The 12,021-nt window shown below is 69.3% G+C and carries 10 protein-coding genes; 6 read left to right on the top strand and 4 right to left on the bottom strand.

Going from position 1 to position 12,021, the window contains the following annotated elements:
• The first annotated feature begins 91 nt into the window (after window positions 1-91).
• Together ABD705_RS00880 and ABD705_RS00875 are read left to right on the top strand one after the other, a co-directional pair.
• Window positions 92-1,375 (top strand): adenylosuccinate synthase, encoded by a 1,284-nt coding sequence (locus tag ABD705_RS00880; RefSeq protein WP_344779567.1) that lies wholly within the window; start codon window positions 92-94, stop codon window positions 1,373-1,375.
• Window positions 1,375-2,418 (top strand): lactonase family protein, encoded by a 1,044-nt coding sequence (locus tag ABD705_RS00875; protein WP_344779565.1) that lies wholly within the window; start codon window positions 1,375-1,377, stop codon window positions 2,416-2,418. The genes ABD705_RS00880 and ABD705_RS00875 overlap by 1 nt, the downstream gene beginning before the upstream one ends.
• Before the next feature lie 165 nt (window positions 2,419-2,583).
• On the opposite strand, the gene ABD705_RS00870 is transcribed toward ABD705_RS00875, so the two are convergent.
• Window positions 2,584-3,780 (bottom strand): AI-2E family transporter, encoded by a 1,197-nt coding sequence (locus tag ABD705_RS00870; protein ID WP_344779563.1) that lies wholly within the window; start codon window positions 3,778-3,780, stop codon window positions 2,584-2,586.
• Between the two features lie 117 nt (window positions 3,781-3,897).
• Here ABD705_RS00870 and ABD705_RS00865 point away from each other — a divergent pair, with 117 nt between their 5' ends.
• From ABD705_RS00865 to ABD705_RS00850, 4 genes are all read left to right on the top strand, one after another.
• A complete protein-coding gene (locus ABD705_RS00865; protein WP_344779561.1) occupies window positions 3,898-4,203 on the top strand; it encodes a chorismate mutase in 306 nt (101 codons plus the stop codon).
• 531 nt (window positions 4,204-4,734) lie between these two features.
• Complete coding sequence (locus tag ABD705_RS00860; RefSeq protein ID WP_344779559.1) at window positions 4,735-6,021, top strand: quaternary amine ABC transporter ATP-binding protein; 1,287 nt, start codon at window positions 4,735-4,737, stop codon at window positions 6,019-6,021.
• Window positions 6,021-6,923 carry an ABC transporter permease gene (locus ABD705_RS00855; RefSeq protein WP_344780404.1) on the top strand — a complete coding sequence of 301 codons (903 nt, stop codon included), beginning with the start codon at window positions 6,021-6,023 and terminating at the stop codon, window positions 6,921-6,923. The genes ABD705_RS00860 and ABD705_RS00855 overlap by 1 nt, the downstream gene beginning before the upstream one ends.
• A 97-nt stretch (window positions 6,924-7,020) precedes the next feature.
• Window positions 7,021-7,938: a glycine betaine ABC transporter substrate-binding protein gene (locus tag ABD705_RS00850; protein ID WP_344779557.1), complete on the top strand. Its 918-nt coding sequence runs from the start codon at window positions 7,021-7,023 to the stop codon at window positions 7,936-7,938.
• A 542-nt stretch (window positions 7,939-8,480) separates the two neighbouring features.
• Here the strand turns inward: ABD705_RS00850 and ABD705_RS00845 are convergent.
• The 3 genes from ABD705_RS00845 to purL form a co-directional block, all read right to left on the bottom strand.
• Complete coding sequence (locus ABD705_RS00845; RefSeq protein ID WP_344779555.1) at window positions 8,481-9,446, bottom strand: hypothetical protein; 966 nt, start codon at window positions 9,444-9,446, stop codon at window positions 8,481-8,483.
• 33 nt (window positions 9,447-9,479) lie between these two features.
• Window positions 9,480-9,614, bottom strand: a complete 135-nt coding sequence (locus tag ABD705_RS00840; protein WP_344779553.1) for a hypothetical protein — start codon at window positions 9,612-9,614, stop codon at window positions 9,480-9,482.
• Between the two features lie 74 nt (window positions 9,615-9,688).
• Window positions 9,689-12,007, bottom strand: coding sequence for a phosphoribosylformylglycinamidine synthase subunit PurL (gene purL, locus ABD705_RS00835; RefSeq protein ID WP_344779551.1), 2,319 nt, complete (start codon window positions 12,005-12,007; stop codon window positions 9,689-9,691).
• Window positions 12,008-12,021: the final 14 nt, after the last annotated feature.

Here is a 12,021-nt window from a genome sequence, read left to right as displayed (position 1 = left end):
CGCACGGGCGCTGCGGTCCGGGGCGATGCGGGCGCGGACCCGGCCGATAGGATGGGGCGTAACCCGTCCCAACACCTTCCGGGGGTCTCTCATGCCAGGAATCGTCATCGTCGGAGTGCAGTGGGGGGATGAAGGCAAGGGCAAGGCCACCGACCTGCTCGGCGATCGCACCGACTGGGTGGTCAAGTTCAACGGCGGCAACAACGCCGGGCACACCGTCGTGGTCGGCGAGGAGAAGTACGCGCTGCACCTGCTGCCCTCGGGCATCCTCAGCCCCGGCGTCACCCCGGTGATCGGCAACGGCGTCGTCGTCGACCTCGAGGTGCTGTTCGGCGAGCTTGAGGCGCTGTCGGCGCGCGGCGTGGACATCTCGCGGCTGCGCGTGAGCGCGAACGCGCACATCATCACGCAGTACCACCGCACGCTCGACAAAGTCACCGAGCGGTTCCTCGGCAAGCGGCAGATCGGCACGACCGGCCGGGGCATCGGCCCGACCTATGCCGACAAGATCAACCGCACCGGCATCCGCGTGCAGGACCTCTTCGACGAGAACATCCTGCGCCAGAAGGTCGAGGGCGCGCTCGATCAGAAGAACCATCTGCTGGTGAAGGTCTTCAACCGCCGCGCCATCACGGTCGACGAGGTCGTCGAGGACCTGCTCTCCTACACCGACCGACTGCGGCCGATGGTCGCCGACACCGCGCTGCTGCTGAATGAGGCGCTGGATGCCGGCGACGTCGTCGTGTTCGAGGGTGGCCAGGCGACGATGCTCGACATCGACCACGGCACCTACCCGTTCGTCACGTCGTCCTCGGCGACCGCGGGAGGTGCGGCCACGGGCTCGGGCGTCGGCCCGAACCGGCTCGACCGGATCGTCGGCATCGTCAAGGCCTACACGACCCGCGTAGGGTCGGGCCCGTTCCCCACCGAACTGTTCGACGAGCAGGGCGAGTGGCTGCGCTCGGCGGGCTTCGAGTTCGGCACCACGACCGGGCGGCCGCGCCGGGTCGGCTGGTACGACGCGCCGATCACCCGCTACGCCACCCGCATCAACGGCCTCACCGACCTGGTGCTGACCAAGCTCGACGTGCTGACCGGGCTGGAGCAGATCCCGGTGTGCGTCGGATACGACGTCGGCGGCGAGCGGTTCGACGAGGTGCCGGTCAACCAGACCGACTTCCACCACGCCACGCCGATCTTCGAGTACCACCCCGGCTGGAGCGAAGACATCACCCGTGCCCGCCGCTTCGAAGACCTGCCGCAGGCGGCCCGGGACTACGTGCTGGCCCTCGAGGCGATGAGCGGCACCCGTATCTCGGTGATCGGCGTGGGTGCGGCCCGCGACGCCGTGATCGTCCGACACGACCTGGTCTGATGCGCTTTCTCACCGGCGGGTACACGGCCGAGATGGACGGCGAGGCCACCGGCATCGGCATGCTGCTGGCGGGCGCGGCCGACGACCGGCTCGCCGGCGGATCACTGGGTTTCGCGGGGGATGCCGTGCGCACCGGCGGATCCCCGTCCTGGATCGCGGCCCACCCCGCGCTCGACGTCGTCTATGCCGCGCTGGAGGGCGACGGCGCCGTGCAGGCGTTCACCCGCACCGGCGAGGCATCCTTCGCCCGACTCGGCGCACCGGTGCCAGCGGGCGAGCTCGCCTGCCACGTCGCCGTCTCGCCCGACGGCGCGTCGCTGGTCGCCTCGTGCTGGGGCGACGGGCAGGTGGTGCGGATGGCGCTGGATGCCGCCGGCCGGCCGTCCTCGCCGCAGACGGCGGTGGCCGCGGTCGACCCGTATGCCGGGTTCGGGGTCGACGACCGCACCTCGCATGCGCATCAGACCCGCTTTCTGCGCAGCGGCCGGATCGTCACCTGCGACATGGGGTTCGACCTGTTGCGGTTCTGGCGCGCGGGCGCGCGCGGCCTGGAGGCGGCCGAAGAGCTCGTGCTGCCGATGGGCACCGGGCCGCGGCATCTGCAGTCGCACCCGAGCGGGCACCTGTACGTGATCACGGAGCTCTCCCGAGAGGTGTTCGTGCTCGCGGAGGGTCCGTCCGGCGCCTGGCGCGTCATCAGCGGCGTGCCACTGAGCGCCGACCCGACGACGGCCGGTGACACCGCCGCCGAACTGGCCGTCTCGCGCGACGGGCAGTTCCTGTACGCCGGGCTGCGCGGCTCGAACACGATCTCGACGCTGCGGGTGCGCGGCGACGGCTCGAGCCTGGATCTCGTGGCCCAGGTCGACAGTGGCGTGGACTGGCCGCGCCACCACGTCGTGGCGCGCGACACCCTGCTGGTGGCCGGGCAGCACTCGAACGAGGTCGCCTCACTCACTCTGGACGAGCGCACCGGCGTGCCGGGCCGCGCGCGCCAGCGCACCGCGGTGCCCTCGCCGACCTGCCTGCTGCCGGTGGCCTGACCGGCCCGGCGGGTTCGGCCGGGCTCACCCGCCGGGCAGAACTCCTTCGATTTCGACCGGTGTGGGCTGTTTCGGCCTGACCCGGCGGCTGTGAGCGCGGATTAGAGGAGTTCTGCCCGCAGGGGCCGCGGCACGGGGCGGCACCCCGCCGACCGAGCCGGCGCTCTAGACCTTGGCGTCCTGGCGGGGGAGCACGACCTGTTTCAGGATCAGCAGCAGCGACGCCGTCACCGGGATCGCCACGAGCGCGCCGAGCAGGCCGAGCAGCGTGCCGCCGACCAGGGCGCCGATCACCACCAGCGAACCGGGCACCGCGACGGCGCGGTTCATCACCCGCGGCGTCAGCACGTATGCCTCGATCTGCATGTAGATCAGGTAGATGACCGCGAACAGTAGCGCGCTGAGCGGGCTGGTCAGCAGCGCGATCAGCGATCCGATGAACCAGAACAGCACCGAGCCGACCAGCGGGATCAGGGTGATCGCGAAGGCCACCACCGCCATCAGCAGCGGGAACGGCAGCCCGAGGATCAGGTAGAGCAGGAATGCGACGATCGAGTTGAAGAACGCCAGCACCACCATGCCGCCGAGATACCCGCCGATGGAGCCTGAGATCTGCTCGGTGATCGAGGACACCTTCAGGCGGTTGCGCGCCGGGGCCAGACGCGTCAGCGACACCTTCATCGCGGGCATCGATGCCAGGAAATACAGCGTCAGCACCAGGATGATGATCAGCCCCGAGATGGTCGTGCCGATCGTGACGCCGACCTGCACGACCCCGCCGCCGATGGCGGCGATGTTGGCCGGGTCGCTGAGGAACTTCTGGATCTGCGCCACGATGTTGCCGACCTGGTCGCCGAAGTTGTGCTGCAGCCAGGCATAGAGGTCCGACGCCCGGAAATCAGTGATGATGTGCGGCACGTTCTGGACGAACTGGGTGATCTGGCGCACCACCGTCGGGATGATCAGCCACAGCACACCCACGATCACGACGGCGAATCCGGTGAACACGATCACGATGCCCCAGGTGCGCGAGACGTCGCGGCGCTCCAGCATCCGCACCAGCGGCTCGAGTCCGAGCGCGATGAACAGGGCGAGCGCGACATAGATGATCACCGTCGACAGGTTCGCCACCGCCAGGCCGAGCACGAACGCGAGCAGGCCGCCGAGGGTCAGCGCGAAGCCGACACCGAACGGGTGGTTCAGGCTCGCCCAGAACGTGCGCGAGGGCAGGGCTTCACCCGATCGGGCCGCGATCTCGTCGCTCGTGGGGCCGGATGCCGTCGCCTCGTCGCCGGTCGCGGGGGCGGCGGCGTGCGCCGGGGCGGTCGGTGTCGAGTCCGCGGTGGTGGCGTCATCGCTCATGTGCACACTCTATGGGCGGGCCGACCGTGACATCGGCAGAAGTGCCGCGGCGTCGTCGCACCGCCCGTGCGAGGTAATCTCGAAACGCACGTCGCCGATGGATGCAGGGAGAGAGCCATGACCGACGCCGAGAACGCCGATCCGATCGCCGCGCTCTGGCGGCTGCGTGGCAGTATCGACAATATCGACGCCGCCCTGATCTACCTGCTGGCCGAGCGGTTCAAGTGCACGAAGCAGGTCGGGCGGCTGAAGGCCGACCACGCCATGCCGCCGTCGGATCTCGCCCGCGAGGAGCAGCAGATCGCCCGGCTGCGCAGCCTCGCCGAGCAGGCCGAGCTCGACCCGGAGTTCGCGCACAAATGGTTCAGCTTCGTGGTGGCAGAGGTGATCCGCCACCACGAAGCCGCGGCCGAAGACGGCTGAGCGCCCAGATTCACGGCACGAGCCGGCGCAGCAGCCGGTAGGCGATCGCCGCCAGCAGCACCGCCAGGATGAGCAGCCACACGGCCAGTTTGGTCAGGTGCTCCACTTCGATGACGGCGGTCACAGCCTGGTCCCTTCTGTGGTGGTGGTTGCGGCGGCGCGCTCGCGGAGGAGTGCGCCGAGGTCGTCGGTGTCGAGGCCGAGCCGCCGTGCCTCCGTCAGCAGCGGCTCGATGTAGCGGTCGGCGAATGCCGGACCTGGCTCAGGTTGCGAGCTTCTAATGTCGGGGGTAACGTCGCTAGAAGGGCTTCGAGCCCTGACGACCAGTCCGCGGCCGCATCACGACCTCTGTGGAGGCCGATTCCCGGGAGGGATTCCCGATGCGGGCGTATGGTCGGCGGTCTGGGCGACAGACCCGATGTGTGTCGCCGACGTGTCTGGGCGGTCCCCTTGCGGGCTCGTGGCACGCGCTGAAGATCGTCACCCGGGCGTAACCGATGCAGCCGTTCGCGGCTGACGAGGCCAAGCAACGTGACCATCCCACCCGCAGTGCAGGCGCAGAGCCTGTTCAAAGTATTCGGCCGGAATCCGAAGGATGCCGTACGCCGATTGAAAGCCGGTCAGACCCGCACCCAGGTGCAGGATGCCGGCACCGCCGCCGTCATCGACGCGAGCTTCGCCGTGCAGCCCGGCGAGATCTTCGTGATCATGGGCCTGTCCGGATCGGGCAAGTCGACGATCATCCGCATGCTCAACGGCCTGCTGCAACCCACCGCCGGTGAAGTGATCGTGCAGGGCGTGAACGTGACCACGGCGAACCCGGCCGAGCTGCGTCGCATCCGCCGCACGTCGATGTCGATGGTGTTCCAGCACTTCGCGCTGCTGCCGCACCGCACGGTGCTGGACAACGCGGCCTACGGGCTCGAGATCGAGGGCGTCGGCAAGGCCGAACGCCGCGCCCGGGCCCGTGAGATCCTGACCAAGGTGGGTCTGGGCGATCGCCTGGACGCGATGCCCGATGAACTCTCCGGCGGCATGAAGCAGCGCGTCGGCCTCGCGCGCGGACTCGCCGCGGGCACCGACATCCTGCTCATGGACGAAGCGTTCTCGGCGCTGGATCCGCTGATCCGACGCGAACTGCAGGAGCAGCTGGTCGAGTTGCAGCAGGAGCTCGGGCGCACCATCATCTTCATCACGCACGACCTGAACGAGGCGATGTTCCTCGGCGACCGGATCGCCGTGATGCGCGACGGCCGCATCGTGCAGACCGGCACGCCGGAGGAGATCCTCACCGACCCGGCCAACGACTACGTCGCACAGTTCGTGCAGGACGTCGACCGGGCGCGGGTGCTCACCGCCGCCGCCGTGATGGAGCGGCCGCTGTTCGTGCCGGTCACCGCCGGCGTCCGAGGCGCGCTGCGCATCATGCGCGAAGAGCAGATAGGCGAAGTGTTCGTCGTCGACGGCCGGCGCCTGGTCGGCGTGGTGACCGACCGCCGGGTCATCCGCGCCGTCAAGGACGGCGAGCGCGACCTGCGCACCATCGCCGATCCGGCGGTGCGCCGCGTGGGTCCCGACGACCTGCTCACCGATCTGGTCGAGCACGCCGTCGGCAGCCCGGTCTCGCTGCCCGTCGTCGACGCCGAAGGGCGCCTGCTCGGCGTCATCCCGCGCATCACGCTGCTGGCGGCCCTGGGCAACGTGCCGGCCACCACGGCCGCGTTGCCGATCATCCCGGCCACGGCGCTGCAGCTCGCCGAGGAGATCGCCGACCTCGAGCCGAATGCACTGGCCACGGCCGCAGGGGGTGAGCAGTGATGGATCTCATCCGCATTCCGCTCGGCGACTGGGTCGAGGCGATCATCAACTGGGTCATCGCCACGTTCAGCGGTTTCTTCGACGTGGTCTCGGCGATCTTCGGCGGCCTGTACGACGCCGTCGAATGGGTCTTCGTCACGCCGCCGTTCTGGGTCATCATCATCGTGATCGCCGCCATCGCGTGGCTCGTGAAGGGCTGGAAGCTCGCGGTCGGCACGGTCATCGGCCTGCTGCTGATCACCACCGTCGACCAGTGGCACAACGCGATGCAGACCATCGCGCTGACCCTCGTCGCCGTGGTCGTGGCGATCGTGATCGCGATTCCGATCGGCATCTGGGCGGCGAGATCGCAGGCGGTGTCGACCATCGTCCGTCCGGTCCTGGACTTCCTGCAGACGATGCCCGCCTTCGTCTACCTGATCCCGGCGATCTTCCTGTTCGGCATCGGCGTCGTGCCCGGCATGGTCGCGACGATCCTGTTCGCCGTCGCCCCCGGCGTGCGGCTGACCGAGCTCGGCATCCGCGGCGTCGACAAGGAGGTCGTCGAAGCCGGCAACGCCTTCGGCGCCACCCCGGGCCGCATCCTGCGGCAGATTCAGCTGCCGCTGGCGATGCCCTCGATCATGGCCGGCGTCAACCAGGTCATCATGCTCGCCCTGTCGATGGCCGTCATCGCCAGCATGGTCGGCGCCCCGGGCCTGGGCAAGGACATCATCCAGGCCCTGAGCCGCACCGACATCGCGCTCGGCTCCGAGGCGGGGATCGCCGTGGTCGTCATCGCGATGATCCTCGACCGCATCACCGGCGCCCTCGCGCTCTCGCGCCGCGCCCGCTCACAGCGATCGTCGTCGGCTGCGGCATCCGCCGACGAGGCGCCCGCCCCGGTCACCGCCGCAGCCTGACTCGCAGACCTCGGTGCGCGAGGCGCACCGTTCTGCCCGCGGGAACCGCGGGCGTCCCCAACGCTCGTGCCACAGCACACGAGAGGAAAGGAATCACATGAAGAAGCGCACACTGCTCGGGGCGATCGCCCTGGGCGTCGTCGCCAGCATCTCGCTGGTCGGCTGCTCGACCAACGCGGCCGGCGCCGGTGACAACAACAGCAACAGCAGCAGCACCGCCGAGCAGAAGAAGGACATCACGGTCGGCGTCTTCAACGGCTGGCCCGAGGGCGAGGCCGCGTCGTACCTGTGGCAGCAGGTGCTCGAGGAGAAGGGCTACAACGTCGACCTGGAGTATGCCGACGCGGGCCCGGTGTTCGCCGGTCTCGCCAAGGGGGACTTCGACGTCGCGTTCGACGGCTGGCTGCCGACGACGCACGCGAGCTACTTCAAGCAGTACGGCGACGACCTGGTCGACGTCGGCTCGTGGAACGACGATGCGAAGCTCACGCTCGCGGTCAACGCGGATGCCCCGATCGACTCGATCGCGGACCTGGCCACCAACGCCGACAAGTTCGGCAACCGCATCGTCGGCATCGAGCCGGGTGCGGGCCTGACCGAGGCGATGGAGAAGAAGGTCATCCCCGAATACGGCCTGGAGAAGATGGACTTCCTCACGTCGTCGACGCCGGCCATGCTCGCCGCGCTGAAGAAGGCGCTGGATGCCGATGAGAACATCGTCGTCACGCTGTGGCGTCCGCACTGGGCTTACGACGCGTACGACATCAAGGACCTGAAGGACCCGAAGGGCGCACTGGGTGCGGCCGAGTCGATCCACACGGTCACGCGCACCGGTTTCGCCGATGACTTCGCCGACGTGAACAAGTGGTTCGCGGCGTTCAAGATGGATTCGGACCTGCTGTTCTCCCTCGAGAACGCGATGTTCCGTGAAGACCACAAGCAGAGCGAGTTCCCCGACATCGTCAAGAAGTGGATGGGCGAGAACCAGGACTATGTCAACAGCCTGACCTCCTGATCCGCGGGAGGGCAGGAGACGAGTGGATGCCGCGGCCCGCGGCATCCACTCGTCTGTTCAGTCGGCGCGAGTTACCGTTCTCGCGCGCGGCAGTGGCAATTCGCGCCGACTGAGCGACGGACGCATTCTTCAGTCGGCGCGGATTACCGTTCCTATGGCCGGAAATGGTAAATCGCGACGACTCAACGGCGTGCGCAGTGGACGAGCGGTGGGATTGGCCCATCGCTTCGCGCCGGCGCCCCGGCTCTTTGGGAGGAGCTCAGTGCAGCCCGTCGTCGCCGACGAGGTGCCACCAGGTCTCGGCCAGCACGTCGAACTCGACCCCTGAACCGGGTTCGAAGCCGCCGCCGCGCATCCAGTGCAGCGCGGTCTGATCGGATTGGCGAACGCGAGCTCGCCGCGGAAGTGCCGGCTCGCGGGATGCTGCTGAGACGCGCGCCGGTCGAGCCGGGGCGCCAGGACGGCGCGGCGAATCGGGTGATCGTCGGGACGGTGCGGACGATTGGGTGCTCGTCAGGACGGTGCGGACGATCTGGTGATCGTCAGGCGTGCGGCCCAGCGGCGCTGCCCCGGCGCGGAACAGGCCAACGCGCGGCATCGGACGCGTCGGCTGCCGGCGGTTCTCCCGCGGAAGCCGAACGTCCCGCGGACGCCGAGCTTCCTGCGGAGGCCGAATCTGCCGCGGACACTGAAGGCGGCGAGCCATCCCGCGTCGCAACGGCCGCGGGCGACCCCTGGCCGACAGGCGGCGGCAGCACAGCCCCGGCCGCGACAGGCGGCGGCAGCACAGCACCGGCCGGCAGTTGCAGCGCGACCTTCTTCTCGAGCACCTCGATCGCGCCGTCCGGGATCGAGATCAGGCCGTCCAGCTCTTCCCGCACGCGGCGGTAGGCGACCTGTCGCTCGGCGGGCGTCGCGGCCTGGTCGGTGGCCATCGACAGCAGCTGCTTGGCGGTGTCGAGGCGCTTGCGTTCGGTGGCCGTGAACGTCGAGTCGCGCAGCCGGCGGGCGTCGCGCTCGGCGACATCGAAGGCGACCTCGAAGTCGGTGACTGCGTTGCGGTACTCGGCCAGTGCCGACGCCGACAGCTTCACCTTCAGCGAGGCGGGGCGCAGCCGATCGGCGACCTTCTTGGCGCGTAGGAACGCCGCCGTCAGCGGCTGACGGCCATCGCTCATCGCCGGAAAGGCGATCAGCTTGGCAACGTCCAGCTCGTAGTCCAGCCAGCGCTTGGTGACCGCATCGTGCGCGGCGAGCAGCTTCTCCAGCTGCTCGGACCGGTCCGGCTCGGGCGGCGCGGCGGAAGCCGCGACCCGAGGAGCCCGCCCCGCCGCACGCATGCCGGCCTGCGCCGACTTGATCTCGGCCTTCGCGCGCACGATCTCCAGACGCCGCTCATGGCGTTCGCGCGCATTGCGCCGCCAGGCGTTGCCGGTGCCGCCCAGCACACCCATCACGGGGAAGATGAGCCACCAGTAGCTGCCGGCGAACTGCCAGAAGTCATCCACCCTGCCATGCTAACCGCAACGAAAGCGGAAGCATCAGCCGAACAGCAGCGCGAAGACCGTGGCCCCTCCGGCGACGAGGATCAGCGCGACGATGACGATCCACGCGATCGTCTTGATGCGGCGCTCCCGCTTCTCGCGGAGCAGGCTGTAGTCGTCGTCCTGGGACATGGCGACAAGTCTACGGCCCGACCCGTCGCCTGACATGCCCCAACCGGCAGGTGCCCCGACCGGCCGGTGCCGGCTCAGCCGGTGACGGTCGGCCCGAACACGGCCGGCAGGGTGGCGGACGTGAGCGCGCGCAGCTCGGACACCGGAATCGTGAACAGTCCCTGCACTTCCAGCGCTGCGTCGGGCCCGGCCTGGTCGGTCACGCCGATGCGCAGCACCGGGTAGCGCCGGCCCGCGCACAGCCCCTGGAACTTCACGTCGTCTTCGCGGGGCACCGTCACGATCACCCGACCCGTCGACTCGGCGAACAGCGCGGCTGCGGCATCCACCCCGTCGCGGTCGATGAGCTCGTCCAGCCACACCCGCGCGCCGACGCCGAACCGCAGCACGCCGTCGGTGAGGGTCTGCGCGAGACCACCCTCGGACAGGTCGTGCGCACTCGAGATCAGGTTCTGGTCGTTGGCGGCGTGTAGCAGGGCGGCCAGGCGCATCTCGGCATCCAGATCGACGGCCGGTGGCCGCCCGCCGAGGTGCCCGTGCACGGTTGCCGCCCACGCCGAGCCGGAGAGCTCAGTGGCGGTCACGCCGAGCAGATAGATGTTCTGCCCCTCGTCCTGCCAGCCGCTCGGGATGCGGTGGGCGACGTCTTCTATGATGCCCATCACGCCGACCACCGGGGTGGGGTGGATCGGGGTGTCGCCGGTCTGGTTGTAGAAGCTGACGTTGCCGCCGGTGACCGGGATGCCCAGCTGCAGGCAGCCGTCGGCGAGGCCGTCCACGGCCTGGCCGAACTGCCACATCACCTCGGGGTTCTCGGGGCTGCCGAAGTTGAGGCAGTCGGTGACCGCCGCAGGCACCGCGCCCGTGACGGCGACGTTGCGGTATGCCTCGGCCAGGGCCAGCTGCGCACCCTGGTACGGGTCGAGCTGGCAGTAGCGGCCGTTCGCGTCGGTGGCGATGGCGAAGCCCAGACCGGAGTTCTCGTCGACCCGGATCATGCCGGCGTCGTCGGGGAAGGCGAGGGCCGTGTTGCCGCCGACGTAGTAGTCGTACTGGTTGGTGATCCACGACAGGTCGGCCTGGTTGGGGCCCGAGACCAGCTGCTCGAACTGAGTGCGCAGCGTGTCGGGGTCGGTCGCCCGCGGCAGCGCCGCGGCGGAGTCGTCGCGCAGCGCGTCGATCCAGGTCGGGTAGGCGACCGGCCGCTCATAGACCGGGCCGTCGACGGCCACGGTCGACGGGTCGACGTCGACGATCTGCTCGCCGTGCCAGAAGATCTGCAGGCGGCCGTCGCCGGTGACCTCGCCCAGCACGCTGGTCTCGACATCCCACTTGCCGGTCACGGCCAGGAACGCGTCGAGCTTGTCGGGCGCGACGATGGCCATCATCCGCTCCTGGCTCTCGCTCATCAGGATCTCTTCGGGGGTGAGCGTGGGGTCGCGCAGCAGCACGCTCTCCAGGTCGACGCGCATGCCCGAACCGCCGTTGGCGGCCAGCTCGGATGTCGCGCACGAGATCCCGGCGGCGCCGAGGTCCTGGATGGCCTCGACCAGCTCGTCGCGGTAGAGCTGGAGGCAGCACTCGATGAGCACCTTCTCGGCGAACGGGTCACCCACCTGCACGGCCGGGCGCTTGGTCGGGCCACCCGCGGCGAACGTGTCGGACGCGAGAATGGATGCTCCGCCGATGCCGTCGCCGCCGGTGCGGGCACCGAACAGCACGACCTTGTTGCCGGTGCCCGACGCGTTCGCCAGCTTCAGGTCTTCGTGGCGCAGCACTCCCACCGCCAGTGCGTTCACGAGCGGGTTGCCCTGGTACACCGGGTCGAACACCGTCTCGCCGCCGATGTTGGGCAGGCCCAGGCAGTTGCCGTAGAACGAGATGCCGCTGACCACGCCGTGCACGACGCGCGCCGTATCGGGGTGGTCGATGGCGCCGAAGCGCAGCTGGTCCATGACGGCGACCGGGCGCGCGCCCATCGAGATGATGTCGCGTACGATGCCGCCCACGCCGGTGGCGGCGCCCTGGAACGGCTCGATGTAGCTGGGGTGGTTGTGGCTCTCGACCTTGAACGTGACCGCCCAGCCCTCGCCGATGTCGACGACCCCGGCGTTCTGGCCCATGCCGACCATGAGCCTCTCGCGCATCTGGTCGGTGACCTTCTGGCCGAACCGCTTGAGATAGATCTTGCTCGATTTGTAGGAGCAGTGCTCGCTCCACATCACCGAGTACATCGCCAGCTCGCCGCTGGTGGGCCGGCGGCCGAGCAGCTCCTTGATCGCCGCGTACTCGTCGGGCTTCAGACCGAGCGCGGCGTACGGCTGCTCCTTCTCGGGAGTGGCGACGGCGTTCTCGACGGTGTCGGCGACGGATTCCTGAGTGGGGGTGGTCATGCGGCTGAGCTCCA

Source organism: Microbacterium kribbense (assembly GCF_039537285.1).
Classification (GTDB): Bacteria; Actinomycetota; Actinomycetes; order Actinomycetales; family Microbacteriaceae; genus Microbacterium; species Microbacterium kribbense.
This window is presented reverse-complemented; position numbering and strand designations above follow the sequence as displayed.